The sequence below is a fragment of the Rhizorhabdus wittichii genome (assembly GCF_017607425.1).
Lineage (GTDB): Bacteria > Pseudomonadota > Alphaproteobacteria > Sphingomonadales > Sphingomonadaceae > Rhizorhabdus > Rhizorhabdus wittichii.
Map to the genome: position 1 here is coordinate 4,852,382 of NZ_CP059319.1, position 26,003 is coordinate 4,878,384.

Annotated in this window: 25 protein-coding genes; 6 read left to right on the plus strand and 19 right to left on the minus strand. The window is 67.0% G+C overall.

Annotation, left to right across the window (positions count from 1 at the left end):
- Nucleotides 1-14: 14 nt before the first annotated feature.
- The 10 genes from HRJ34_RS23320 to HRJ34_RS23360 form a co-directional block, all read right to left on the minus strand.
- A complete protein-coding gene (locus HRJ34_RS23320) occupies nt 15-1,226 on the minus strand; it encodes an acyl-CoA dehydrogenase family protein (protein WP_208632575.1) in 1,212 nt (403 codons plus the stop codon).
- A 1-nt stretch (nt 1,227) separates the two neighbouring features.
- Nucleotides 1,228-2,334, minus strand: coding sequence for an acyl-CoA dehydrogenase family protein (locus HRJ34_RS23325; protein ID WP_208632576.1), 1,107 nt, complete (start codon nt 2,332-2,334; stop codon nt 1,228-1,230).
- A gap of 6 nt (nt 2,335-2,340) precedes the next feature.
- Nucleotides 2,341-3,534, minus strand: coding sequence for a thiolase family protein (locus tag HRJ34_RS23330; protein WP_208632577.1), 1,194 nt, complete (start codon nt 3,532-3,534; stop codon nt 2,341-2,343).
- 4 nt (nt 3,535-3,538) lie between these two features.
- Entirely contained in the window at nt 3,539-3,982 is a 444-nt protein-coding gene (locus tag HRJ34_RS23335) for a Zn-ribbon domain-containing OB-fold protein (protein WP_226948911.1), read from the minus strand.
- A 16-nt stretch (nt 3,983-3,998) separates the two neighbouring features.
- Nucleotides 3,999-4,205 carry a ferredoxin gene (locus tag HRJ34_RS29305; protein ID WP_226948912.1) on the minus strand — a complete coding sequence of 69 codons (207 nt, stop codon included), beginning with the start codon at nt 4,203-4,205 and terminating at the stop codon, nt 3,999-4,001.
- Nucleotides 4,202-5,200, minus strand: a complete 999-nt coding sequence (locus tag HRJ34_RS23340; RefSeq protein WP_208632579.1) for an NAD(P)H-dependent flavin oxidoreductase — start codon at nt 5,198-5,200, stop codon at nt 4,202-4,204. The genes HRJ34_RS29305 and HRJ34_RS23340 overlap by 4 nt, the downstream gene beginning before the upstream one ends.
- On the minus strand, nt 5,197-5,988 hold the full coding sequence (gene paaG / locus HRJ34_RS23345; protein WP_208632580.1) for a 2-(1,2-epoxy-1,2-dihydrophenyl)acetyl-CoA isomerase PaaG: 792 nt from the start codon (nt 5,986-5,988) through the stop codon (nt 5,197-5,199). Before paaG ends, HRJ34_RS23340 begins: the two co-directional genes overlap by 4 nt.
- Before the next feature lie 13 nt (nt 5,989-6,001).
- Nucleotides 6,002-7,024: an acyl-CoA dehydrogenase gene (locus HRJ34_RS23350; protein WP_208632581.1), complete on the minus strand. Its 1,023-nt coding sequence runs from the start codon at nt 7,022-7,024 to the stop codon at nt 6,002-6,004.
- 17 nt (nt 7,025-7,041) lie between these two features.
- Nucleotides 7,042-8,196, minus strand: coding sequence for an acyl-CoA dehydrogenase family protein (locus tag HRJ34_RS23355; RefSeq protein WP_208632582.1), 1,155 nt, complete (start codon nt 8,194-8,196; stop codon nt 7,042-7,044).
- Nucleotides 8,197-8,289: 93 nt separating this feature from the next.
- On the minus strand, nt 8,290-9,189 hold the full coding sequence (locus HRJ34_RS23360; RefSeq protein ID WP_208632583.1) for a LysR family transcriptional regulator: 900 nt from the start codon (nt 9,187-9,189) through the stop codon (nt 8,290-8,292).
- A 222-nt stretch (nt 9,190-9,411) separates the two neighbouring features.
- Between HRJ34_RS23360 and HRJ34_RS23365 the strand changes: the two genes are divergently transcribed.
- Complete coding sequence (locus HRJ34_RS23365) at nt 9,412-9,834, plus strand: Zn-ribbon domain-containing OB-fold protein (protein WP_208632584.1); 423 nt, start codon at nt 9,412-9,414, stop codon at nt 9,832-9,834.
- 12 nt (nt 9,835-9,846) lie between these two features.
- Entirely contained in the window at nt 9,847-10,989 is a 1,143-nt protein-coding gene (locus HRJ34_RS23370) for a thiolase family protein (RefSeq protein WP_208632585.1), read from the plus strand.
- A 50-nt stretch (nt 10,990-11,039) separates the two neighbouring features.
- On the opposite strand, the gene HRJ34_RS23375 is transcribed toward HRJ34_RS23370, so the two are convergent.
- Nucleotides 11,040-11,912: a TauD/TfdA dioxygenase family protein gene (locus HRJ34_RS23375; protein ID WP_208632586.1), complete on the minus strand. Its 873-nt coding sequence runs from the start codon at nt 11,910-11,912 to the stop codon at nt 11,040-11,042.
- A 100-nt stretch (nt 11,913-12,012) separates the two neighbouring features.
- Nucleotides 12,013-12,939: an alpha/beta hydrolase gene (locus HRJ34_RS23380; protein ID WP_208632587.1), complete on the minus strand. Its 927-nt coding sequence runs from the start codon at nt 12,937-12,939 to the stop codon at nt 12,013-12,015.
- 207 nt (nt 12,940-13,146) lie between these two features.
- Here HRJ34_RS23380 and HRJ34_RS23385 point away from each other — a divergent pair, with 207 nt between their 5' ends.
- Nucleotides 13,147-14,019, plus strand: a complete 873-nt coding sequence (locus tag HRJ34_RS23385; protein WP_208632588.1) for an NAD(P)-dependent oxidoreductase — start codon at nt 13,147-13,149, stop codon at nt 14,017-14,019.
- A 19-nt stretch (nt 14,020-14,038) separates the two neighbouring features.
- Here the strand turns inward: HRJ34_RS23385 and HRJ34_RS23390 are convergent, their stop codons facing one another.
- Nucleotides 14,039-14,857 (minus strand): SDR family NAD(P)-dependent oxidoreductase, encoded by an 819-nt coding sequence (locus HRJ34_RS23390; protein WP_208632589.1) that lies wholly within the window; start codon nt 14,855-14,857, stop codon nt 14,039-14,041.
- Nucleotides 14,858-14,976: 119 nt separating this feature from the next.
- On the opposite strand from HRJ34_RS23390, the gene HRJ34_RS23395 reads away from it, so the two are divergent.
- The gene (locus HRJ34_RS23395; RefSeq protein ID WP_208632590.1) at nt 14,977-15,744 is read left to right on the plus strand and encodes a 2-keto-4-pentenoate hydratase; all 768 of its coding nucleotides are present in this window, start codon (nt 14,977-14,979) and stop codon (nt 15,742-15,744) included.
- Between the two features lie 94 nt (nt 15,745-15,838).
- Here the strand turns inward: HRJ34_RS23395 and HRJ34_RS23400 are convergent, their stop codons facing one another.
- The 4 genes from HRJ34_RS23400 to HRJ34_RS23415 all read right to left on the minus strand — a co-directional run bounded on the left by HRJ34_RS23400 (nt 15,839) and on the right by HRJ34_RS23415 (nt 22,180).
- Nucleotides 15,839-18,235: a TonB-dependent receptor gene (locus tag HRJ34_RS23400; RefSeq protein ID WP_208632591.1), complete on the minus strand. Its 2,397-nt coding sequence runs from the start codon at nt 18,233-18,235 to the stop codon at nt 15,839-15,841.
- A gap of 129 nt (nt 18,236-18,364) precedes the next feature.
- The gene (locus tag HRJ34_RS23405; RefSeq protein ID WP_208632592.1) at nt 18,365-19,393 is read right to left on the minus strand and encodes an MDR family NADP-dependent oxidoreductase; all 1,029 of its coding nucleotides are present in this window, start codon (nt 19,391-19,393) and stop codon (nt 18,365-18,367) included.
- Between the two features lie 1,235 nt (nt 19,394-20,628).
- On the minus strand, nt 20,629-21,147 hold the full coding sequence (locus tag HRJ34_RS23410; RefSeq protein WP_011952891.1) for a nuclear transport factor 2 family protein: 519 nt from the start codon (nt 21,145-21,147) through the stop codon (nt 20,629-20,631).
- Complete coding sequence (locus HRJ34_RS23415) at nt 21,137-22,180, minus strand: Rieske 2Fe-2S domain-containing protein (protein ID WP_264319433.1); 1,044 nt, start codon at nt 22,178-22,180, stop codon at nt 21,137-21,139. The genes HRJ34_RS23410 and HRJ34_RS23415 overlap by 11 nt, the downstream gene beginning before the upstream one ends.
- A gap of 306 nt (nt 22,181-22,486) precedes the next feature.
- Here HRJ34_RS23415 and HRJ34_RS23420 point away from each other — a divergent pair, with 306 nt between their 5' ends.
- The gene (locus tag HRJ34_RS23420) at nt 22,487-23,005 is read left to right on the plus strand and encodes a nuclear transport factor 2 family protein (RefSeq protein ID WP_011952889.1); all 519 of its coding nucleotides are present in this window, start codon (nt 22,487-22,489) and stop codon (nt 23,003-23,005) included.
- Between the two features lie 32 nt (nt 23,006-23,037).
- On the plus strand, nt 23,038-23,592 hold the full coding sequence (locus HRJ34_RS23425; protein WP_208632594.1) for a nuclear transport factor 2 family protein: 555 nt from the start codon (nt 23,038-23,040) through the stop codon (nt 23,590-23,592).
- Between the two features lie 98 nt (nt 23,593-23,690).
- Here the strand turns inward: HRJ34_RS23425 and HRJ34_RS23430 are convergent, their stop codons facing one another.
- Both HRJ34_RS23430 and HRJ34_RS23435 read right to left on the minus strand, forming a co-directional pair.
- On the minus strand, nt 23,691-25,043 hold the full coding sequence (locus HRJ34_RS23430; RefSeq protein ID WP_208632595.1) for a phosphotransferase family protein: 1,353 nt from the start codon (nt 25,041-25,043) through the stop codon (nt 23,691-23,693).
- Entirely contained in the window at nt 25,040-25,966 is a 927-nt protein-coding gene (locus HRJ34_RS23435; protein WP_208632596.1) for a DUF7065 domain-containing protein, read from the minus strand. Before HRJ34_RS23435 ends, HRJ34_RS23430 begins: the two co-directional genes overlap by 4 nt.
- Between the last annotated feature and the right edge of the window lie 37 nt (nt 25,967-26,003).

Here is a 26,003-nt window from a genome sequence, read left to right on the forward strand (position 1 = left end):
CCCCCTGCGTCGTCTCAAATCCCCCTGGGGGCTTGGGAGAAGGGGATGTCCTTGTCGGCCCGCGGCTCGGCGGGCAGGCCCAGCACGCGCTCGGCGATGATGTTGCGCAATATCTCGTCGGTGCCGCCGGCGATGCGGATGCCGGGCACGTGCAGCAGGTCGTGGTGGACGGTGCCCTCGGCCATCGACAGCGCCTCGTCGTCGACCAGGCCATAAGCGCCCTGCGCCTCGATCAGCCGGCGTGACAATTCCTGCAATTCGCTGGCCATCACCAGCTTGCCGATCGATGCTTCGGGGCCCGGCGTCTGGCCCCGCGACATCGCGGTGAGGGTACGATAGCGGGTCAGCGAGACGCCGCGCATGCGGACATAGCCATCGGCGAAGGCGGCGCGGAAGGCGTCGTCGTCGGCCAGCGTGGCGTCGCCGACCGGGGTCGCGCGGGCGATGGCGATCGTCCTGGCGGCGGGCAGGCCGCGATCCTTGCCGCCTTCGACCCGCTCGTTCATCAGCGCGAAGATCGCGACCTTCCAGCCTTCGCCGACCTCGCCGAGCCGCTGCGCGTCGCTGATCCGGACGTCGTTGAAGAACACCTCGTTGAACTCGACGCCGCCCGACATCTGGTGGATCGGGCGCACTTCGATGCCGGGCGTCTTCAGGTCGACCCAGAACATCGTCAGCCCCTTGTGCTTGGGCACGTCGGGGTCGGTGCGCGCGATCAGCAGGCCATAGTCGGAATAATGCGCGCCGCTGGTCCACAGCTTCTGGCCGTTGAGGAGCCAGCCGTCGCCGTCGCGGAGCGCGCGGGTGCGCACGCCCGCCAGGTCGGACCCGGCCGCCGGTTCGGAGAAGAGCTGGCACCAGACCTGCTCGCCCCGGATCGCCGGCGCGACGAAGCGCTCGCGTTGCTCGGCGGGCGCATATTTGATCACGGTCGGCAGGCACAGGCCGAGGCCGATGCCGAAGAAGGCGATCGGCACGCCGCGCCTGGCTTCCTCCTGTCGGAAGATCACCTGCTCCATCGCGGTGCCGCCGGCGCCGCCCCATTCCCTGGGCCAGGTGATGCAGGCATAGCCATGGTCGGCCTTGATCGCCTGCCAGCGGCGCGCGACGACCAGCCGGTCCATCTCCTCGCCGGTCGGGCGGGGCAGATCGGCGGCGTGCGCGTCGAGGAAGGCAGCGGCGCGGGCGCGATAGGCGGCTTCTTCGGGGGTGTCGCTGAAATCCATCCTACAGATCCTCGTTCGACTGGGCTTCCAGTGCGGAGAACAGCCGGTCGCGCCAGGCGCGCGGCGATCCGATCGCCATGTCGAGCTGGAGCGCGCGCCGATAATGGATGTGCTGGTCGGCCTCCCAGGTGAAGCCGATGCCGCCATGGGTCTGGATGCTCTCGCGTGCGGCGTACCAATAAGCGTGGCAGGCGGCGACGCGGGCGGCGGCGGCGGCCGACGGCAGCTCGTCGCTATCGCCGTCCAGCGCCCAGGCGCCGTAATAGGCGTTCGACCGGGCGATCTGGTTGTTGACGTACATGTCGGCCAGCTTGTGCTTGATCGCCTGCTGGCTGCCGATCGGGCGGCCGAAGGCGAAGCGCATCTTCGCGAACTCGACCGATGTCTCCAGGCAGCGGTCGGCCCCGCCGATCTGCTCGAAGGCGATCAGCACGGCGGCGCGGTCGAGCAGCTGGTCGAGAAGCCGCTCGTCGCCGATCGGTTCGCAGGGCGTGCCGTCGAAATCGATCCGGGCAAGGTCGCGGGCGGGGTCGAGCGAGGCGACCGGCGCGCGCGTCACCGAGGGGTGGGCGAGGTCGGCGAGATGGAGCCGCGCCGCTCCGCCGTCGCGGGCAAGGACGAGCGCCACCGTCGCGGCGTTGCCGTCGATGACGGGCAGCTTGACGCCGTACAGCCGGCCATCACGGACCTCCGCGGTCAGGCGGGCGGGGGAGGGTTCGCCGGGCCCTTCGGCGATGGCGAGGCAGCCGATGCAGCGTCCGGCGGCGATGTCCTTCAGCCGTTCGCGCTGCGCGGGCGTGCCGGCCAGCATCAGCGCCTCGGCGAGGATATAGACGGTCGAGGCGAAAGGAACGGGGGCGAGCACGCGGCCCAGCTCCTCGGCTAGGACGCACAGCTCGGTCCGCCCCATGCCGAGGCCGCCATGTTCCTCGGGCAGGGTGAGCGCGGTCCAGCCTTGTTCGACCAGCGCCGACCACAGCCCGGCATCATGCGATCGCGCGCCGTCGTCGAGTACGCCGCGCACGACGCCGATGCCGCAGCGCGACTCCAGGAAGCGACGCGCTTCGCCGCGCAGATGCTCCTGGTCTTCGGAAAAGTCGAAATTCATGGTGTTTCAATCCCTGACGAGCAGGAAGCATCCGGCGAGCGGCCCTCCTGCGGTCGATAGCGCGGCGACGCGCGGTCCCCCGGTCGCCCGGCCCTTCACCTGTCGCGCCCCGCCCCGTCCCCAGAGCTGGATGCAGGCCTCGTGGACCTGGCCATAAGCGTGCATCCGTCCGGCCGAGAGTGCGCCGCCATTGGTGTTGATCGGCAGATCCCCGTCGAGCGCGATGCGGCTGCCGCCCTCGATGAAGTCCCCGGCCTCGAAGCGTTTGCAGAAGCCGAAATTCTCCAGCCAGTTGATCGTGTGGAAGCTGAAGCCGTCATAGAGTTCCGCCACCTCGACGTCGGCGGGGCGCAGATCGGTGCGGTTCCACATCATCGCCGCCACCTCGGGCTGGGCCTGGGTGGCGAGCGCGTCGAGCTGCGCCCAGCTATTGCGATAATGCATGTTGGTGCCGACCGCCTCGATCCTGAGCGGCGGGTTGGGCAGGTCGGCGGCGGCGTCGCGGTGCGACAGGATGATCGCGGTCGATCCGTCTATCGGCACGTCGCAATCGTAGAGGCGGAGCGGCGTGGAGATGATCGGCGACGCCATATAGTCGTCGAGCGTGATCGGCGTGCGATAGACCGCCGCCGGGTTGAGCGCGGCGTTGCGGCGCCCGTTGATCGCGATCTGCGCCACCTGTTCGGGCCGGATGCCCGATTCATGGACGTAGCGCGCGAAGTAGAGCGCCTGCTGCGTCGCGGCGACATAGGCGTGATAGGGGGCGTGCCAGCCCATATGGGCATGGGTGCGCTGTCCCGGCTGATAGCTGGCGTTGACCAGCCCCTGCTTGCGCGCCGTCGCCTGATACATGGTGCGGAACACCAGCACATGACGGCACAGCCCCGCATGGATCGCGCCGATCGCGTTGAAGATCGCGCCGAACTGGCCCGACGTCTCCCGCGTGCTCGAATACCATTCGACCTTCAGGCGCAGCGCGTCCTGCAAGGCGGGGATGCCGACGGGGGCGAAGCCCGATCCGTCGGGGATCGCGCCGGGCCAGGTGGCCACGCCGTCGATATCGGCGCGGGTCAGGCCGGCATCGCGGATCGCCTCGATCGCGGCGTCGATCGTCAGCGACAGCGCGGAGACGCCGGCGTCGCGGCTGATCCGCGACTGGCCGATCCCGGTGATCGCGATACTCTTTTCGGGCCAGCGCATCGGGTCAGTCCTCCCCATGCTCGGGCCCATGATCGGGCCCATGATCGGGGGCGAACAGCGGGACCCATAGGTCCTCGGCCTGCTCGAAGCGCACCTTGACCCGATCGCCGATCCGCACTGACAGCGGATCGCAGTCGACGATGTTGGTGATCAGATGGACGTCGGGCTGCTCGTCGATCCCGACCATCGCGACGACATAGGGGACCGGCAGGCCGGGAAACCAGGCGCGGTGGTTGATCGTCAGCGACAGGATCACGCCCTTGCCCGACACCGGCTCCGGCCCGACCTCGCGGCTTTCGCAGGCGGGGCAGAAGCTGGTCGGCGGATGCACATAATGGCGGCACCGCGCGCAGCGATGGATCAGCAGTTCGCCATCCTTGCCGCCGGTCCAGAAGGCGGCATTGTCGGCATCGATCGCGGGCAGCGGCCGGGGGGGCTGGCTGGTCAAGCGATGGGCTCCCCGCTCAGTCTTCTTCCTGCTCGATCGAGATGATCCGCTCCGGGCAGGCGCGCATGCCGCGCACCGCCTGGGCGCGCAACTCCTCGGGCACCTCCTTCTCGGCGGTGACGTTGAAGCCGTTCTCGTCCAGCTCATAGACCTCGGGCGCCACGGCGTGGCAGCGGGCGTGGCCCACGCAACCCGCGACATTCACCTTGATCCTGACCGTCATATCCCTTCCTCCTCGCGTGCGACCGCCCCGGCGAGGCGGCCGCCGATGATCTCGACGGCCTCGCCGACGATCCGTTCGACCAGTTCGCGCACCGTCGGGATATCGCGGATGATCCCCTGCACCATGCCGGCGGTCCAGATACCATGGTCGGTGTCGCCGCTCTCCAGCCCCTCGCGGCCCTTGGCGCCCTTCACCAGCGCGGCGACCTCCTCGAACGGCTTGCCTTCCGCCTCGATCGCGATCACCCGGTCGCTGATCGCGTTCTTCGCGACCCGCGCGGTGTTGCGATAGGTACGGAAGATCAGGTTGGTCGCCCGCTCGTCGCCGGCGACCAGCGCTTCCTTGAAGGCGCGGTGGATCGGCGCCTCGGCCGTGGCGCAGAAGCGGGTGCCCATGTTGATGCCGTCGGCGCCGAGCGCCAGCGCCGCGACCAGCCCGCGCCCGTCGCCGAAGCCGCCGCTGGCGATCATCGGGATCTTCACCTTGTCGGCCGCCGCCGGGATCAGGATCAGCCCCGGAATATCGTCCTCGCCGGGATGGCCCGCGCATTCGAAGCCGTCGATCGAGATGGCGTCGACCCCCATCCGCTCGGCCGACAGCGCGTGGCGGACGGCGGTGCATTTGTGGATCACCTTGATCCCGTGCGCCTTGAACTCGTCGACATGCTCCTGCGGCTTGTAGCCGGCGGTCTCGACGATCTTCACCCCGCCTTCGATGATCGCGCGGCGATATTCAGCATAGGGTGGCGGATTGATCGCCGGCAGGATCGTCAGGTTCACGCCGAACGGCCTGTCGGTCATCGACCGGCAGCGCTCGATTTCGCGCAGCAATTCGTCGGGAGTTGGCTGGGTCAGCGCGGTCAGGAAGCCGAGCGCGCCGGCATTGGCGACGGCGGCGGTCAGTTCGGCACGGCCGACCCACTGCATGCCGCCCTGGATGATCGGATGCTCGACGCCGAACGCCTCGGTGAAGCGGGTGCTGATCCGGCCCGTCATGGGCGGGCTCCGGTGAAGCCGGGCCTGCGCTTGTCCTTGAAGGCGGTCACCCCCTCTTTATAGTCGGGCGAAAGGCCGCAGTCGCGCTGCATGTCGCGTTCGCGGTCGAGCGCCTCGTCAAGGGTCGAGGTCCAGGCGGCGCGCAGCGCCTTCTTCGCCGAGGCGAGGCCGAAGGTCGGCGCCGCCGCCAGCTTCGCGACGATCGCGTCCACTTCCGCGTCGAACGCCTCGTCGTCGATCGCGCGCCAGATCAGGCCCATCGCCTCGGCGCGCTCGGCCGACAGGGTCTCGTTGAGCAGGGTGAAGCCCAACGCCCGCGCCTGCCCCATCAGCCGCGGCAGGTGCCAGGTGCCGCCGGTGTCGGGGACGAGTCCGATCGCCGAAAAGGCCTGGGCGAATTTCGCCGACTTCCGGGCCACGACGATGTCGCAGGCCGCCGCGATGTTGACCCCGGCGCCCGCCGCGACGCCGTTGACGGCGCAGACCACCGGCACCGGTAGCGCGACCAGGCGGCGCGCCAGCGGGTTATAGTCATGCTCGGGGCCCTGGCTGAGGTCGAGCGGTCCCGCCGAGACGTCGCGCTCGGCCAGGTCCTGTCCCGCGCAGAAGCCCCGGCCCGCGCCGGTGATCAGTAGCACGCGCGCGGCCGGGTCGCCTTCGATCCGGGTCAACGCCTCGCGCACCTCTTCGTGCATCCGCGATGTGAAGGCGTTGAGGCGGTCGGGCCGGTTGAGGGTCAGCCTATAGGCTCCGTCGGCGACGTCGAGGAGGATGGTCGAGAAGCTCATGGGACGGCGCCGCTCATGCCGGGGTGGGGAAGGTCAGGATGCGCTCGCGCTGTTCGCGCAGCGATCCCCAGAGCAGGTCGGCGACATGCGCCCGCTTCAGATAATGATGGGCATTGGCTTCGGAGGTGAAGCCGAACGCGCCATGGACCTGGATGTTGGCGGCGGCGTTCTTCATCGCCACCTCGGTCGCCACGATCTTGCTGGCTACCGCGTGGAAATCGGTGTCGGGCAGCCCGCCCGCCATCACCAGCGAGGCGAAGGACGCCTGGCACAGCGCCGCTTCCGATCGCATCGCCATGTCGGCGCAGATATGCTTGATCGCCTGGAAGGCGCCGATCTGCTTGCCGAACTGCTCGCGGACCTTGGCATATTCGACCGCCATGTCGCGCGCGCCTTCGCCCAGGCCGACCGCATAGGCGCCGAGCAGCATCAGCGCGCGGCTGTGGATATTGTCGGTCGCGGCGGGCGCCCACAGGCGCGGCTTGTCCACGGCGAGGCGGGCGCGTTCGAGCGTCAGCACCGAGTCGGTCGAATGGACGGTCTCGATGTCGGCGAAATCCTCGCGGGCGTAGAGGCCCGCGCCCTTCTGGTCGACCAGCAGGATCAGCGTCGCGTCCGCCGCCTCGAACAGGTGATGGTCCTGCGCATCGGGGCCGGGCCCGGCCGCCGCGCCGCGCGCATTGGCGATGCCGACCCGCCTGGCGCCGGTCAGCAGCTCGTCACGCAGCGCGCCGTCCCCGGCGATCGCCGCGACCCGCGCGCCCAGCACGATGCCGAAGATGCCGATCGAGACCAGATGATAGCCGAACTCGCGGAAGACGAGCATCTCCTCGCTCGCCGACAGGCCGATGCCGCCGAGCTCCTCGGCGAGGCCGAGGCCGAGGAAGCCAAGCTCGCCCAGCTTGGGCCACAGCGCCGCGTCGGGATTGCCGATCGCGCCATGCTCGCGCAGCCGGTCGACCGGCGCCTCGCCGGCCAGGAAGCTCTTGATCGTGTCGACGATCTGGGTCTGATCGTCCGAAGGAAGCAGGTCCACCCGTCAATTCTCCCTGATCAGCGGGGCAGGCCGAGCACGCGCTCGCCAATGATGTTGCGCTGGATTTGCGAGGTGCCCGCGGCGATCGTCTGCGCGTAGGAGCGCAGGTAGAAATAGACCCAGTCGTCGTCCTCGGGATTTTCGAGCGCGTCGGCGCCGATGATGTCGAACGCCAGCCGCCGGACGCGCTGCTGCACGTCGCCGACCATCGCGCGCATCAGCGAGGCGAGCGAGCCGCCGATATCGTGCTGGGCGCGGCTGACGACCATGTAGGTCATGGCGCGCGCGGCGGCCATGTCGGCGCGGAGCTGCGCGAGGCGTGAGCCCAACTCGTCATGGGTGATATATTCGCTGCCATAGCGTTCGCGGGCGCGCTCGATCATCTGTTCGACCAGGAAGGCGTAGCGGATCTGGTCCTTGATCTGGGCGGTGCCCCGCTCGAAGCCGAGGGTCGACATGGCGACCGACCAGCCATTGTTGAGGCCGCCCACGACATTGGCGAGCGGCACCCGCGCCTCGTCGTAGAAGCATTGCACGAAATGGGTGTGGTTGGGCGCGGTCATGATCTCGATCGGCCGCAGTTCCAGCCCCGGCGTCCTCATGTCGAAGATCACCCAGCTGATGCCCTTGTGCTTGGGGGCGTCGGGATCGGTGCGGACGAGCAGTTCCTGCATGTCCGACAGATGGCCATGGCTGGTCCAGATCTTGGAGCCGGTGATCACCAGCTCGTCGCCGTCGACCACCGCGCGGGTCCTGAGCGCGCCGAGATCGGAGCCGGCATTGGGTTCGGAGAAGCCCTGGCACCAGATCTTCTCGCCCGCCAGGATGGGGCGCAGATGGGTCCGTTTCTGCGCCTCGTCGCCGCGCGCGATGATGGTCGGGCCGCCATGGTTCAGGCCGACGAAGCAGAGATGGTTGTCGGGCGCGTGGGCGCGGGCATATTCCTCGTACCAGATGAGCTGGCGGGTGAGGTCGAGGCCCATGCCGCCATATTCCTTCGGCCAGGACACGCCAGCCCAGCCCGCGTCATATTGGCATTTCTGCCAGGCGAGGTCGTAGGCGCGCATCGCCTCGCCGCCATGGGGACGTCTTTCCTTGAAGACGTTGGCCTGCAGCCAGTCGCGCGCTTCCTCGCGGAAGATCTTGTCCTCGGCAGTGAAATCCAGGTTCATGAAAGCCCAACATTCTGCACGTCCCGGGAAAGGGGAGACGCCATGCTGGGTTATGCCGCCGGGGCAGGCGCGGCTAAGCCGGATTGAAACCGTTTAGGGTACGCTCTGCATCAATTCCTGTGAGCGGGTCTGCGCCAGCGTCCAATAATGGTCGGACGCGCGGCCGAGCTCGCGGCCAGCGACCCGGCACAGCAGATGATCGGCGGCGATCCCGCTCAGTTCGGTCACGACGATGCCGGGGTCGATGCTGGCGCGGTCGTCCTGGTCGATCGCGGTGACCACCGCCATCTGGTGCGCGGTGACCAGATGCTCGAGCGCGCGCCGGTCGAACTCGGGCACCTCGCGGGTGGTGGCGCCGGCCTCGCGCAGGCGGGCGACGAGCCGGGCGAGCAGATCGGGATGCCAGTCGGCCGGCGGCACGCCGATCGCGCGGCCGGCGAGCTTGCCTTCGTCCTCGATCGGGGCGGCGACGCTCGACAGCAGGCAGAAGCGGGTCTCGCCCAGCTTCAGCGTGTCGAGTTCGTCCTTCTGCCCCTCGGGAAGCGGGGAGAGCGCGACGACGAAGTCGAACTCCGCCGCGTGCAGCCGGTTCAGCAGGCCGGGGGTGCCGCCCACTTCGGCGTTCAGGCTGAAATTCTTGTGCCGCCGGGCGAAGTCGCGGTTGACCGGCCGCAGCGGGGCGATGTCGATCATCGGCATGTGGCTGCCGATCCGCACCGTCTTGCTGTGCGCGTCGCCCATTGTCCGGGCCATGTGGCGGAACATGTTGGCCGCTTCGGAAAGCTGGCGCGCATAGGGGAGCAGCGCCTCGCCCTCGGGCGTCACGGTCACGCCGGCGCTCTGCCGCACGAGGAGCTGGACGCCGAGCTGATATTCGAGCTTGCGGATCTGCGCGGAGAGCCAGGGCTGCGCGATGTTCAGCCGGGTGGCCGCCCGCGTGAAGGATTTCTCCTCGGCGATCGTTGCGAACAACATGATCCAGCGCAGATTCATATTCGTCTAATGCTCGCGTCGGCGCGGCCTTGTCAACTGACGGTCATTCGGTGCTGCCCGGCAAACTTCCCCAACCGGGCCCTTTGCGTATGCCTTCCCGCGTCACCATCTCTTGCCTTGTCGGCACGGTGATGAAAAGGCTGGCGGCGAACGGCTCGGCGTGCCGCCCACCGGTGCGACGGGTGTGCCGTCCGGAGACGATGAAAGCGAGGTTGCATCGAGATGTCCGCGGAAATTCAGGCCCTCAAGCCGGTGCTGCCCTATCTGGCCCAGGGCGATGACGGCACCCCCTATCTGATCGGCAGCCGTTGCGACGCCTGCGGCCAGACCCACCTCGGACGCTTCGAGAATTGTCCTCGCTGCGCGGCTCGTGGAAAACTGACGGAAATTCATCTTTCAGATAGCGGAGTCCTGTATAATTACACGATCGTCTATCGCAGCCTGCCGGGGGTCACGGTGCCTTTCATATCGGCGGTGGTCGATCTCGACGGCGGCGGCACGGTGAAGGGCAATCTGCTCGATGTGGATCCCTCGCCGGAGGCGATCCGGTTCGGGATGCCGGTGAGGATCGTTTTCCGCGAGGCGGATACGGCCGTGGCCGGAGGTGAGGGCTATGTCTCCCACTTCTTCGTGCCCGCGAACTGAGGAGGCGGCGACATGAACGAAGACGTCTATGTGATCGGCACCGACATGATCCGTTTCGGGCGGTTCGAGGATGCGACCCCGCCCAGGCTGGCGGCGAAGGCGGCGCTGATGGCGCTCGACGATTGCGGCCTGTCGATCCGGGACGTGCAGGCGGTCTATAGCGGCAACTGCACCGAGACGATGGTCGGCCAGCGCACCCTGCAACTGATCGGCCAGACCGGCGCGCCCGTGGTCAACGTCACCAATGCCTGCGCGACCGGGGCGACCGCCTTCCGCGAGGCGTGGATCGCGATCAAGGCGGGCCTCTACGACATCGTCCTGGCGGTCGGATCGGAGAAGATGGGCAAGGGCATGCTGGTGCCCAAGAACAGCGGCGGGACGCCGATCCCGTCGGAAGGGCTGGCCGGATCGAACACCATGCCGGCGGTGTTCGCCCAGATGGGCATGGAGCATAGCCGCGATTATGGCACCACCTTCGAGCAGTTCGCCCGCGTGTCGGTGAAGAACCACCACCATTCGACGCTCAACCCCAAGGCGATGTACCAGAAGGAGACGCCGCTGGAGGAGGTGATGGGGTCGGAGATGATGGCCTATCCGATCACCAAGCTGATGTGCTCGGTCAATGTCGACGGCTCGGCCGCCGCGGTGCTCTGCTCGGCCCGCAAGGCGCGCGAGCTGGGGCTGACGGCGCGCGCGGTGCGGGTGCGGGGATCGGGGCTGGCGAGCGATCCGTTCAGCGAGCGCAATCTCGTCCAGGCCGACGTCAACACCGTCACCCGCCTTGCCGCCCGGACCGCCTATGAGATGGCGGGCGTCGGCCCGCAGGACGTCGACCTCGTCGAGCTGCACGACTGCTTCGCCACCGCCGAGATCTGCCACTACGAGAATCTCGGCCTGTGCGGCGAGGGCGAGGGCGGCCGCTTCCTCGACAGCGGCGCGACGACGCTGGGCGGCAAGGTGCCGGTCAACATGTCGGGCGGGCTGCTGTCGAAGGGCCATCCGCTCGGCGCCACCGGCATCGCCAACATCTACGAGATCGTCACCCATCTGCGCGGCGAGGCCGGCGCCCGCCAGGTCGAAGGCGCGCGGATCGGCATGACCCATGTGGTCGGCCTGGGCAGCGCCTGCGCGGTGCATATCCTCGAAAAGGTCTGATCCAGGCCCATCCGTATCGGTCACCCCCGCGGGGGTGACCGGCGGCAGACTTACGAGATCACCAGCCGCTGCATCTCCCGGCGGTGGCCGTGATAGTCGTTGACCGCATAGTGCCAGACGCTGCGATTGTCCCAGATGGCGATCGAATTCGCGCGCCAGCGGAAACGGCACTGATAGTCGGGTTGCAGGCAATGTTCGTAGAGCGAGGCGAGCAGCCCGGCCGAATGCTTCGCGGTCCAGCCGTCGAACTTCACGACATAGCCGGGGTTGACGAACAGCATCTCCTGCCCGGTCTCCGGATGCGGGATCACCACCGGATGGACGGCGGTGGCGCCCAGCTTGTCGGTCGCCGTCTTCGATGGGCGCTCCTTGAAATATTGCGCGGCATATTTGCCGTCCTTGATCAGGTGGGTGCGCGAATGGAGCGCGCCCAGCGTCCGCAGGGTCGCCTTCAGCCCCTCGGGCAGGGTGGCGAAGCTGTGGCCGATATGGGTGAACAGCGTGTCCCCGCCATGCGGCGGCACCTCGATCGCGCGCAGCATCGTCGCCTTGGCGGGGCTGGACATATAGCTATGATCGGTGTGCCACATGTCGCCGATGCTGGTGACATGGTCGCGCTCCTTGATCAGCAGGCCGACCTGCGGCGCGCCTTCGGCATGTTCCAGCGTGTCGTTGCCTTCCAACGTGCCGAAGCGCCGGCCCAACGCGACATATTGCTGAACGGTCAGATGCTGGTCGCGGAAGAACAGCACGCCATAATGGGCAAGCAGCCGCCGCATCTCCTCGAACGTCCCTTCCGGCTGTTCCCGGGCCAGGTCGATGTCGAGCAGTTCGGCGCCGACATGGGTGGTGAGCGGCGCGATGCGGAAGGCCGCCTCGCCCGTCGCCTGCGTGGGAATGTCCGCCGTCACCGTTTCCATCATCTGCCTGCTTTCTCATCCGTTGCTTTTCCAGCGGACAGAATGGCGTTTCCCAACACCATGGAAAGACAGCAAAGCGGGGCTTTTCAGGAGTGTCCGGCCGCTATGCCGTCGCCGGGCCGGCGGCGACCATATCGATCCAGTCGCCGATCCGCCGCCAGAAGCCGGCGCGTCCGCTGGCGCTGTTATGGCAATGCGCGGCGTCGGGAAGGACCAGCAGGGTGACGTCGCGGCTCGACCGGTAGAAGCCGGGTTCGGCATGGGGATCGGGCGAGACGTCGAATTCGCCGAAGCCGAGCAGCACCGGCACGTCGATCCGCGCGGCGGCGGGCGCGCTGCGACCGGGGATCAGCACCTCGGCGACGCCATCGGGCATCGCCACACGCGCCGCCTCTTCGGCTTCGATCACGGCGCGCGGCACGCTCGCCGTGTAGAAGCGGTCGCGGTGCGACGCGGGATCGGAGCGGTTATAGCCTTCGCGGCTGGCCGGGATGCGCGGGCGGAGCCGTTCGCCCGTCTTCGGGTCGACCGCGGTGCGGATATATTGGCAGGAGAAGCCGAGGATCGCGACCGCGTCGCAGACGGCGTGATCGCCTTGTTGCAGGGTGATCGTGCAGCCGCCCAGCGAATGGCCGATGCCGATGACGACCGGTTCCCGCGCCGGAACGCTGGGCAGCAATGTGCCCGCGCGCGCCGCCTCGCGAAGCTGGCGCGCGACCTCGGCCAGGGTCGCGGCCTGGATGTCGAGGGTGACGCGACGGCCGTCCTCGGGAATGCTGCTTTCGCCGGTGCCGAGGCTGTCGATCGCGACCGCGACGATCCCCCGCTCGGCGAGGCGGAGCGCGGCGCTATAGCCCGCATGCCCGTCGACGTGCAGGTCGTAATAGCGGCGCGCATAGCCGCCGCCGGGGACCAGCAGCGCGATGACGAGTGGTCCGTCGCGGGCGACGGTCGGCGGGAAGAGGGTTCCCGCGATATGGCAGGGTTCACCGAGCGCGGCCGCCGCGCCGACATCGAAGCGCATTTCCATTCCTGCCTCCGTCTCCATCCTTCCCGATCACCCTAGACGCAGTCGTCGTCCCGAGCGCGCCGGGTTTCTCGGCATTGGGGAGCGCCCGCCCCGAATAGGCCGGATTCCGCCTCCCGCGCCGCTGGCACCGGGGCAGGGCGATGCCTTAGGACTTGGTGGCGCGGCCGCGATGTCCGGCCGTCGGAGAGATAAGGAAGGGTGCGGGCAATGGACGGCAAGGGCGTGGGCTTCATCGGCCTTGGCAACATGGGCGAGGGCATGGCCTATAATCTGGCGGCCAAGGGCTTCGCCCCGCTGGTGTTCGACACGCGGCGGGAGCCGCTCGAACGGCTGAAGGCCGAGGGCGCGACGATCGCGACGACCTGCGCCGAGATCGGCGAGCGGTGCGACATCGTCTGCGTCGCGGTGTTCGACGACAGCCAGATCGAGCAGGTGGTGTTCGGCAGGGACGGCGACGCCGGCATTCTCGCCGGCATGGGCGCGGGCGGCATGATCGTCCTGCACCCCACTGCGCCGCCCGCCACCGTCCGCAAGGTCGCCGAGGCGGGGGCGGCGAAGGGAGTCGACGTGCTCGACGCGCCGATGACGGGCGGCGCCAACGTCGCCGCGCGGGGCGGCACACTCACCTTCATGGTCGGCGGCGACGATGCGGTGGTCGCCCGCGCGCGGCCGGTGCTGGAAGCGATGGCGACCTCGGTCTTTCATGTCGGGCCGCTGGGATCGGGCGCGGCGGCGAAGATCATCAACAATTATCTCGGCGTGTCGCAGACCATCCTGATGCGCGAGGCGCTGCGCCTCGCCGACAATGCCGGCATCGGCGAGGAACGAATCCTGGAGATCCTCAACACCGGCGGGGTGGGATCGAGCTGGCAGTCGATCAACTGGGGCCGGATCAAGACGCAGGAGGCGACCTACACCACCGGCCGCGCCGGCATGGTCGCGATGGCGTCGAAGGACATGAAGCTCGCCCACCGCATGGCGCGAGAGGGCGGCGTCCCGACCCCGACGCTCGACGCGATGATCGCCGCGAGCCTGCCCGATCTCGATCGGTCGGGGCTGACCGACAATGGCATGGACTGATCGGGCAGGCGGCCCGCCGTCAGGCGGCGTCGGCCGCCACGGCGGGCAGCAGCGCGGCGGCGAGGCTGTCCGACGTCCAGTCGGCGCGGTTGCCCAGCACCGGACCATAGTCGCCGCCGGCCCACAGGCTGACCTCGCCGTCGTCGAGGCGGATCATCCGGCCGTTGAGCGGCGCGGCGCGATCGCCGAGCAGGAAGACGGCGAGCGGCGCGATGTCCTCAGGCAGCGAATTCTTGAGATAGGCGGCGCCCGAGGCAAGGTTCATCGGCGTCCGGGCGTTGGGCGAGATGCCATAGACATGGACGCCGCTGCCCTCCAGTTCCGAAGCCCAGACCCTGGTCAGCGTCGTCACCGCCGCCTTGGACGAGCCATAGGCGCCCATCCCCGGCCGATTGCCGCGCATCGACCCGGACCCGATGTTGATGACGGCGCCCGATGCTTGCGCGCGCATCCGGCGGATCGCGGCGGCGGCGCAGTGGATCGATCCGAGCAGGTTGACCTGGATGACGCGTTCGACCTCCTGCGCGCTCTCCTCCCACACCGGTTTGACATAGTGGATGCCGGCATTGTTCACGAGGCCGTCGATCCGGCCGAAGCGGTCGACGCACAGCCCGACCATCGCCTCGGCGGCCTCGGCCGTGCCGACCGGATCGGTCGACAGCGCGGCCCGTCCGCCCGCCGCCGCGATCGCCTCGACCACCGCAGTGGCGCCCGCGACGTTCACGTCGTTGACGACGACATCGGCCCCCGCCGCCGCGATCGCCATCGCATAGGCCTGCCCCAACCCTGCGCCCGCGCCGGTCACGACGACCGATTTACCCGCCAGTTCGCCCATCATCCCGTCCTCCTGCCGATAGCGTGGCCTACCACAGGCTGTCCCGGCGGAGGCAGACGGAAGCGATCGCTTTATCAGCCGGTGGACCGGCGCGGATCGGAACAAGAGGGGAGAGAGAGGGGATGAGCGACATAGAGAAGCACGCCGTCGAACTGGCCCGCCGGCTGACCGAGGCACGGGCGAGCGGCGTCGCCGTTCTCCGCCCCTCCGAACTCGATCTCGCCATGGCGCGGCAGGTGCGCCAGGCCTGTATCGACATGCTCGACGGCGAAGGGCCGGTCGCCGCCTACAAGGTGTCGCTGTCGACCTCGACCTGGGGGGCGCTGCCCGCCGGCCGCGTGGTCGAGGGCGATGCGCGGATCGCCCGCGCCGCGCTGTTCGATCCGCTGCTGGAGGCGGAGGTCGTGTTTCGGATCGATCGCCCGATCGGCGCCGATCCCGACGCCGCCGCGATCCTCGACGCGTGCAGCGTCGCTCCGGCGATCGAGGTGGCCGATTCCCGCTGGGTCGGCTGGCGGCCGAGCGAGCGTGAGCGCTTCGTCATCCCCGACGCCGCGCAGATCGAGGCCGACAATGCGATGAGCGGCTGGCTGGTGGTGGGCGGGCCGTGGCGGCCCGCGCGCGACATGCCCTTCGACCGGCTCGACATCTCGATCGAGCAGGACGGAGAGCGCCGCTCCTGGGGACCGCTGCGCGAGGTGATGGGCAGCCCGGTCGAGGCAGTGCGCTGGCTGATCGGCGAGGTGCGCGAGGCGGGCCAGCCGGTCGAGCCTGGCCACATCATCTCGTCGGGGTGCCCCTGTCCGCAGATGGTGACGGTGTCGGCCGGGGGCGGGCGCTGGGAAAGCGTGGTCGACGGCTTCGGCCGGGCCGGGGTGACGTTTTTCTAGAGGCTGGACATCCTCTTCCGCCGGCATGACGCGTCGCGCGCGCATGACGATCCCCGCGCCATGGCCATGGCGCGGGGAAGCTTTCGTCCACGGCTCAGAAGCGGGTGCGCAGGGTCACGCCGCCATAGCGCTTATAGTCGCGGGCGACGGTGCCGAACGCGCGGGTGATGAAGAAATTGGCGCGCTGGCGCGAGGCGTAATATTTGTCGTTGGTCAGGTTCTTGACGAAGAACATCAGGTCCCAGCGTCCGCCGTCGTCGGTGATGCCGAGCGACACGTCGAGCAGGCCGTGGCTCGGTTCGACCGTGTCGGGATCGTTGCCCAGCGTGTACTGGATCTTGTCGACCCAGGCATAGTTGATCCGCGCCGTCATCCCGACCGGCAGCGAGGGCAGGTCGTTCTTGTAGATCAGCCCGGCATTGCCCTTCCATTCGGGCGCGCCGATCGCGCGCATGCCGGTCAGGTCCTGGAGGCCGCCGACGCACTGGGTCTGGATGGCGGGATCGCAGGTGACGATGCCGCCGCGATAGGTGGCGTCGGTATAGGCGAGGCCGCCGTTGAAGGTCAGGCCGGTGGCGAGCGCCACGTCCAGGCTGGCCTCGACGCCGCGGCTGCGCAGGTCGCCGGAATTCTGCAGTCGCTGGTTGACCGTGCCGGGCACGACCGAGGTCTGCTGGATGTCCTTGATCCGCTGCGCATAGATGGCGAGGTTGAGCCGCACCTTGTTGTCGAACATGCGCAGCTTCGCGCCGAGCTCGAACGCGTTGGCGATCTCCGGCCGGGTGATCGCGGTGGCGCCGCCGGTCGAGCTGTAGGAGACGTCGACCGCCGGTCCCTTATAGCCGCGCGCATAGGTGAAGTAGAAGGTCTCGTTGCTGCTCGGTTCCCAGCGGATGCCGGCGCGGCCCGACAGGTTGGTCAGCTTGTCGCTGCGGTCATAGTCGACCGTGAAGGCCGGTGGCGCCGAATTTTCCAGCGTGATCGGATTGAAGAAGGGAACGACGGGATTGAAATACTCGTCGCGGTGATAGATCACCCGGATCTTCTCATAGTTGAAGCGCAGGCCGCCGATCAGCGAGAGCGTGTCGGCGACGTGATAGGTCACGTCGCCGAAGATCGACGCGGTGTCGTCCTTGGTCCGGGAATCGACGATCGGGTTGCTGTAGAATTTGACCCCGGCCAGCGAAGGATCGCCCAGCGCGAACGCACCGTCGAGGATCAGCGGGATCGAATTGTCGACGTCGTTCTTGAGATGCTGGTAATAGACGCCGCCGACCACGTCGAGCTTGTCGGCCTTGTAGTTCAGCCGGAACTCCTGCGAGAAATAGGAATCCCGTTTCGGCGCGCGGCCGTCGATCGGGTCGATGTTCTCGATCGGATAGCCGGTCGGGTTCGGCCGGAAGCCCGACCCGCGCTGGACGCCGACGTTGAAGCCGTCGATGTCGATATTATAGTCGTATTTGAAGTCGCGATACGCCGTCACCGAGACGAGCGACAGCGCGTCGCTGATGTCCCAGTCGAGCTGGCCCGACACGCTCCAGCCCCGGTTACGGTCATAGTTGCGCGAGTCGTTGCCGACCTTGAAGGTGCCCGGCCGGATCGGCACCAGCGTGATCGCCTGCTGCGCGCTGCCGAGCGGCTCGGAACTGGGCAGGATCAGGATGTTGACGCCATAGGTGCTGTCGCGATGGCGATAGTCCGACGACAGCAGGAAACGGACATTGTCCGAAAGCTGCGCCGACAGCTTGCCCGAGAAACCGTAGGATTCCTCGCCATAGACGTCGGGCCCGAGACCGAGATTGGGGATCAGCGCCTTCTGCTTGCGATAATAGCCGTTGAGGCGGACGGCGGCGCCGTCGCCGATCGGCGCGTTGACCATCGCGCGGCCGACATATTCGCTGTCGGTCGTCGCGGTGCCCTCGACGCTGGCGGAGAAGCTGTCCTCGGGCCGCTTGGTGATGATCTGGATCACGCCGGCGGTCGAGTTCTTGCCGAACAGCGTGCCCTGCGGTCCCGACAATATCTCGATCCGGTCGATGTCGGACAGGTCGGTCACGAACTCGCCCTGGCGCGCGATCGACACGCCGTCGATCACCAAGCCGACGCTCGGCTGGATGCCGCCGGTCAGCGACAGCGACGAGACGCCGCGGATGTTGAAGCTCGATCCGCTGGCGTCGGTGCCCTGCACGAAGGTGACGCTTGGCGAGATGCTCGACAGCGCAGAGGTGTCGAAGCGGCCCGATTGCTGGATCTGCTCGGACGAGGCGATCGAGATGGAGATTGGAACGTCCTGGAGATTCTCGGCACGGCGCTGCGCGGTGACGACGATGTCGGCGAGGCCGGCCTGGACGCTGTCGTCATTCGTGGCGCCCGCGGGCGGCGGGCCGGCCGGCCTCGTCTGCGCCATCGCCATGCCGTTCGCATCGATCAGGACCAATATGCCCGCCACGCTCAGTGTGGTGGCCTTTATGCGGAATCGCCTCGACCTCATGATGTTTCCTCCCCGCTTGTGATTTTCTCCTTGGGGGGAGCTTAACAGTCGCGCAGGACCGCCTTCTCATATCAAAATATGGGATTTAGGGGTGTGGCAACAGAAAGCGGCGCCATGGCCGGGCGGTCGTTATTCCAGCGTCACGACCATCTTGCCGATATTCTCGCCCCGCAACAGCCCGATCATCGCGCGCGGCGCCGCGTCGAGCCCGCGATGCTCGGTCTCCAGCACCTTGATCTTGCCCGCGCGGACCCAGTGGAGGAGCTGGGCCAGCCCGCCGGGGTAGAATTCGGCGAAATGGGCAGTGGTGAAGCTTTCCCAGATCAGGCCGTTCGCATGGATCGGGCGGATGTCGACCGTCCAGCCGCCGTCCTCATCGTCATAGGTGGAGATCTGGCCGCATTCGACGACCCGCGTGTGGCGGCGCATCATCGCCATCACCGTCTGGCTGATCGCTCCGCCGACATTGTCGAAATAGATGTCGGGTCCGCGCGGCATGGCCCGGCGGAGATCGTCGGCCAGCGTCGCCGAGCGATAGTTCAGCGCGGCGTCGAAGCCGAGGTCGCGTACCAGCGTGTCGCATTTGAGCTGCGATCCGGCGAGGCCGATCACCCGCGCGCCTAGGATGCGGGCGATCTGCCCGGCCACCGCGCCGATTCCGCCCGCCGCGCCTGAGACCAGCACGGTATCGCCCGGTTCCGGACGGGCCACGCCCACCATGCCGAACAGCGCGGTCATTCCGTTCAGCCCATAGATGCCGAGCGCATGGGACATCTTGTCGATCGCCGGATCGACCGGCCCGAGCGCGCCGACCCCCTTCAGGGTATCGCCATCTGACCAGAGGCTGTAGTCGGCCCATTGCATCACGCCCTGGACGACGTCGCCGGCGGCGAAGTCCGGATGGCGCGACTCGACGACCCGGCCCACGCCCAGCGAGCTGATCGGCCGGCCCAGCGCGAACTGCGGCAGATAGAAGGTGTCGATCCCCGTCATCTGTCCGCGAAGATAAGGATCGACCGACAGCGCCAGTGGGCGCAGCACCACCTCGCCGTCGCCGGGCAAGGGCAGCGGACCTTCGGCGAGCGAGAAGATGGCCTCCTCCAACGGCCCGCCGGCAATATGGCGATTAAGCGTAACGAAGCGGTTGCGTTCGCCCATGATCCTCTCCTCTGGCGGCCCGCGCACTGAACACGCGATCGGCGACAGTCATAGGAGAGAAAGGTCTGGCTGGCGGATATTATGAAGACGGCGCCATTAAGGAACCCGTCCTATCAGATGTTTGATTCCAGGGTTTGATGGTGTGATTCTTTCGTTGGATTGGAAGCACTGGCCAGGTTCGGCACGGGAGCGCCACGACCATGCGCACCGTCCGAGCAGCAATGCGTGGTAGCCCCAGCAGCCGCTCCGCGATGATATTGCGCTGAATCTGATCGGTGCCTCCGCCGATCGAGGTCATATAGGCATTCGCCGCCCGCCAGTTGGCGTCGGCGGCCACGGATGATCGGGACCGTTGAGAAGCGAGGCGCCGGGGAGAAGCTGCGTTAGCAGACGGGCATCGCCATGCAGGATGTGCGACATTTCCAGCTTGCTCAGTGACATCAGATGAGCGGCCGCTTCCGATCGCGCCCGCCGCAGCCACCACGAGATATCCCCGCTTGTCGCGCCGCGCCGCCCAATCCGGCAGCCAGCCTGCGGAATAGGTTCCAAGCGACACTGCGATGCCTTAGCTTGCGCCAAGGGCCAGACCCAATAGAGCAAGAGGCTCCAGGCCCGCCCGTTCCGCAAGCAGCCCGAGATCATGTTCAGGATTTCGGAGGTAAAAGGAACCGTAAAAAGCGGCACGGTCGATGCTGACGAGAGTCACGCAACCGCTGCCTACGCTCGTGTACCAGAAGGCCCGATTACCTTTCAGCTTGCGCATCGCAGCGCCAAAAGCCACCGCTCCGCCTCGATATGGCCGGGTCGTGGCATCGCGTCGCGGATCCTTCACTGTCAGCCACAGCAGGACGGCGATCAGCAGGCCGGGTAGGGTGCCAGATCAATTGGATGTGTGATTGTCGACGATCCCCCCTCCGCTACCAAAATTCAATCGATGGAGCCTTCTCGCGCCTCGGAATGGCTGCGATCGTCCAGGAGACGTTCGTCGAGCCGGTCGGCACGAAATCCTATCTCTATGCGGACCGGCTGCGCGACAACCTGCTAAGATCGGGCTGGAAGGCGATCTACAACCGGCTCCAGATCGACCGGATCGCGAGCGCCAAGGACAAGGCCCTTTCCGAGCGCGCGCCAGGGCAAGCCGCGCGTCGAATGGGTCGAGATGCTCGACATCGATCCCAGCAGCGGTCGCGGAAGCTGCCGCCTCGCCGTCGCCGGTGCCGCGACCTGGCGAGATATCAGCCGAGGGCGGCACGGATGCGCTGTTTCATCGGCAGCACCCACTCGCGTTCGAGCGTTTCGTTCAGCAGGCCAGCCTGCTTGAGTTCGTCGCACAGCATCATCTGATGGCCAATGTCGAACAGGTCATATTGCGACGAGAATTTTCCGTTTCCACCATAGGTAATGAACGAAACGCCGTCGGTCTCGTAATAGCTCCCGTCCGGCCGCCGGCCCGGTCCGCGATTGACCCAGCGGCTGAAGATGCGATCGCCGTTCACCGCGAAATCGGTGATGGGAAAGCTCCAGCCTTCCCAGCCGGAGCCCACGTCCATGTCGCGGCCATAATGGGTCGCGCGGATTTCCTCGCGGCTTCGGGCGAAGACCGGCATCACTCCACCATAAGGGCAGTAATAGGTCGCGTCCTCATGATAGAGTTCGTCGGCGATCCATGACCAGCTGTTGCGCCGTTCCGCTTCCACGAATGCCTCGCGGAGCCGAATGATCGCGGCCTCGACTTCTTCGCGGCTATAGGTCATCGCTGCTTCCATCCTCCCTGTTGTCCGTCCGATCCAGGTTGCGTGGCATGCCGCGCACGCCATGCGTCGTCCTCGCGCGATCCGATGGTCCGCGCGGATTGTAGAACTGGCGATACCATGTCCGCAGCTTGTCATAGGGGCCGTCATGCGGGATCTGCAGGATGGTGAGGGCCGGCCGCTTGTGCGTCCAGATCTCGAAGTCCTGCGCGAAGGCGAGCCTGCTCTGCTCCTGGAAGGCGCGGGCCATGGCGACGTCCTCGTCGGTCGCCCGTTCGTGCGGCGATTTGACGATCACCGCGTGCCAGACGCGGATCGAGCCGTCGTCCACAGGCGTGTGCGCGATCAGGAAGTAGCTGGGGTAACGGCCGAGCATCTCCGTCAGCAGCACGCCGGGTCCATGATAGACGGCGTCAATGCACAGCAGCGCATCATCCGCCGTCAGGCTGGTCCGGCTGACGCCGCCCTCGCGATGGATCGCCCGGTGCCCATCCAGCTCGAGCTCGAAATATCGGACGGTCTGCCCGTGGATCGGCTCCTGATGGGCGACATCGGCCATATTGTCGACGATCTCCACCGGGTGGCGATCGAGCACGCCGAAATCGTCGAAACGCCAGCGCACCCAGGCCGGATCGTCCCATGCCGCGAGCGCGGGCAACTCCCAGTCGGGCTCCCCCCCGTCCGGATCGTGCCAGGCGAAGACGGCACCCCAGCGCTCGACCACCCGCCAGCTGGCGATCCGCGCGGCAGATGGAATTTTCGCTCCTGGAGCGTAGGGAATGTCGATGCAACGCCCCTCGGCATCGAAGCGCCAGGCGTGATAGGGGCAGCGGATCGTGTCACCTTCGATCTGGCTGCCGTCCCGCACGACATAGGACGTATGGTTGCGAGCGAGATGCGTGCCCATGTGCGGGCAATAGGCGTCGACGAGAATCGGCCTCCCGCTGTCCGCGCCACGATAGAGGACAAGGTCGCGACCGAAGAAGCGCACGGCCAACGGCTGGCCATGCTGAAGCGTCGCCGCGTCCGCCACCATGAACCAGCCGCGCGGGAAATCCTGGCTGCCTAGGCGATAGTCGCGCGATCTGGCCATCTGTCCTTTCCGGTTCCGTTACGCTTCGTTCCGAAAGTGGCGGAACGGGGAGCCGCCCGACAGCGCCGCCATGGGCAAAAAGCATGACGGTTTCACGCAACCGCTCCCGCGCGGCGCATGCGTCCATGCCCTGACTTGCCTCGCTCTTTGCGCGCTTTGGCCGTCCTGCACGGAAAATCCGGTCACCTATGATCCGACGATCAACCGCGATCCGCGAGGGATCGCCAGGAGGGGAGCGGGCTGAAGACCATGAAAGTCTATCCGGAAAGCGAAGTGCGCGCGGCGTGGGAGCATGTGCTCGCCGCGCGCGAGAAGATCGGGCGAGGCGAAGCGGACTGGGGCGACCTCGCCGAGCATTTCACCGAAGACGCCGTCTATATCGACGCTGTCTGGGGCCGCTATGTCGGCCGCGAGGCGATCAGGACCTTCATGCACGATTGCATGGTCGGCTTCGAGGATTGGCGCTTCCCGACGCTGTGGACGCTGGTGAAGGACAATCTGGTCGTCTGCGCCTTCTGGTCGCGCGTGCCGGGCCTGAAACCGAACGGCGACCATGCCGATTGCCTGTGCTTCAGTGTCGCGATCTACGCGGGCGACGGGCTGTTCTGCTACGAAACCGACGTCTTCAACATGGCCGAGCTCGGCGTGCTGGTCGAGGAGGTGGGCTGGACACCGCCCGCCAACAGCTCCCCCGTGCCCCAGAAGCCCGACCGCAACCAGCTTCCGCCCGACCGGCCGGGAATCGGCCATTGGGGCCTGGCCGTCTGACGGACAGGCTTTCCTCACTCCAGGAGAACTACATGAGCGACCAACAGATCGACCTCGGAAAGCTCGCCTATGCCGGCGCGCTGGCGGCCGCACGGGGGTGGCAGGATCTGCTGCCCGGCGAGATCATCTATCCGCACGATGAGGTGGAAGCCGCCTTCCAGGACTATGCCGCGCGGGCGAACATGGACGACTGGGACTATTGGGCGGACATCTTCACCCCCCAATGCCTCTACGTCGACCATCATTTCGGCGTGTTCCACAGCGCCAAGGAAGTTGCTTCGTGGATGACGCCGCTGATGGAGACCCAGCCCGAGATGCGCTTCATCCCGGAATGGCATGTCGTGATGGGCAATCTCGTGGTGAACTATAACTGGAACCGCTGGCCCAATCCCGAGGGAAGCGCGGTCGACTATGGCGAGTGGAGGAATCCCGGGCCGACCGCGGACTATCGCTATCAGTTCCCTTGCGTGACGTTGAACATCTATGGCGGCAACGGGAAGTTCTGTTACGAAGAGGATCTTTACAGCCCCGCCGCCTATCTCGAAATCCGGGATAGCTGGCGCAGGGACATGGGGATCACGGCCTAGCGCGATTCCCAGGCGGATATAGGCATCCGCCGGCTCGGAAATCGCGAGTAAACATGATCTTGGGGCCGCTCCTCGCGGGGCGGCCCTTTTCCCTTTCTTCAATAGTCCATCCGGCGATAGGCCATTTCGCCCATCGCATCCGCCCAGATACGCTGTCGCCGCGTGGCGAACGCGAGCATGCAATTCACCAGACCGACCGCTTCATTGCCGCGCATGGTTCGCGCGGCCTGGCATGCGGCGTCGATCGCCGTCTCCCTGTCGGGGAAACGGGCGCCGAGCAGCACCTCGATCGCTTCCCGCTCCTCGCGCGCAAGGCGCTCGGTGCCCACCGCATCCAGATCGCGAAGGTAGCGCGCAAGCGTGGCGAGGCCCTTGGCGCGCTCGACCAGATAGGGGTCGGACAGCGTGGGTCCTATCACAGCCTCGAGGCCATGGACGATGAAGTCGTGAAGCGGAATTCCGCCGTCCGCAGTCCGCTCCGTCCCGCGTCGCAGGGGTGGCACGTCGATGCCATGCACCTTGGCGAGCATGCAAGCCAGCGTATAGGCGACCGATTGCCGGAAGCTGAGGATCACCGCCAGATTCTGATTGATCGACGGGTGTGACAGGCCGAGGTTCAGTCCCACATACCAGCGCGTCAGCACGAGGATCACCATCGCATCCAGCGAACGGCGATCGATCGCTTCGCCGCGCACATCCTCATAGTTGCGGACATGATCCAGTGCTGTGCCGAATGGCGCGCCGAGCGAGCGGCACAGGATCGCCGCGACATCCTCGAGCGGGTGCCCCATATGCACGACTTCCCAGTCGAGCAGGGCGGTCACGCGGCCATCCTCGTCGAACAGGAAATTCCCCGGGCCGATATCGCCATGCACCAGGCAGGCGCGACCCTCCGGGTCCGGCATGTGATCCGCCAGCCAGTGCAGCGCGAAATCGATGACGGGGTCCTTCGGCGTGGCGGGACGGCCGTACATCTCGGCCAGGGTGGCGAGATCATGCTCGAGCGCGCACCTGATGGTCCCGAACGCGGCGAAGTCGGGCAGTCCGATCTCGTCCGGGCGGAGCGCGTGGAGCTTTGCGATCTGGCGCATCAGGTCGCGCTGGATATGTGCCTGCCGCTCGGGGTCGGGCGTCGCCTGATAATGCGTCGCTCCATCGACGAATTCCATCAGCATCGCGTTGTGCGCGGCACTATAGGCGATAATCCCGGGCACGCGCGGGCCGGCATCGCCCAGTGCGCTGATGACGCGATGCTCCCGCTCGAGCGTGAATCTCGTGCCGGATAATGGCCCGTCGCCATTGTCGAGGCGCAGAATATATTTCCGCGCATCGGACGCACGGACGACGAAGCTCGTCCGCGATCCGCCGCCGGGAATGAGATCGAGCCTCACGTCGCTGCCGAGCGTTTGGCTCGCCCAGGCCGTGAGTGCGGCGATGGGAGGCCCCTTCACCGCATCCCTCCGGCCGCCTGACGGTGCTCGCGCCACAGCGGAACGCTCCAGAGATCCTGCTCCTCGCCGAAGGCCGATCCGTTCGGGAGATCCCAGCGCATCAGATAATGGTGACTGAGAAGATTCGGATAGGAGGTGTAGGAGAAGCGGTTGAGCGGCGTGCCATGGCCGGTCAGCGTTCGTCCGGCCTCGTCCTCCAATTCCAGCGCGATATGGGACAAGCGTCCATCGACATGGCTTACCCGGCGCGAGCCACGAACGACATCGTGACGAACGCCGTCGAGGCTGAGATAGCCCTTGTAGATTTCCTCGCCGCTGCCGCTCGGTCGAGAAAAGGCCAGAAAGGCGAGATCTTCGGTCTCTCCGTGGCAATAGCCCATCCGCACGTCGTCGCCGATCTCCCGTGGGCCCCAGGAACGATCGCGGATGCCGATGCAATCCACGGCATAGCGACGCCCCTCGATCTCGACATGGCCGGTGTAACGCCCCGGCTGATCGACATGGCCGGCGAAGAAGTCCGATGTGCCCCGGCGGTCGGTGAGGTCCGGCGCCGTCGTCGCGGTGAAACGGAGCGCGACCGAGGCGCGCGGGTTGCGGAACGTCATCTCATAATCATGACCGGGCCGCAGCACCCGCAGGCGGAAGCCGTTGTCCAGCGTCATGTCGCGAAGGTCGAGATCGCCTCTTACGGGCCGGTTGACGTCATATTGGAACAGCGGGGCCTCCCAGGGCACGCCGGTGTCGCCGATCCAGACGATGCAGCCGCCTCCGTAGATGCCCAATGCCGGGCGGAACCAGTGATAGAGATAGACGGTGAGGGCGTGTTCGGGAGCCCAGGCGCCGAACCAGGCGGCCTCGGTCCAGTTCAGCGCGTCAGCGGGCCAGGGATGGAAGCTGTCGATCGAATCGCCGGTCACGAACATAGGGTGCGCCTTGCAATGTTATCGCCGAGAGGCGTCG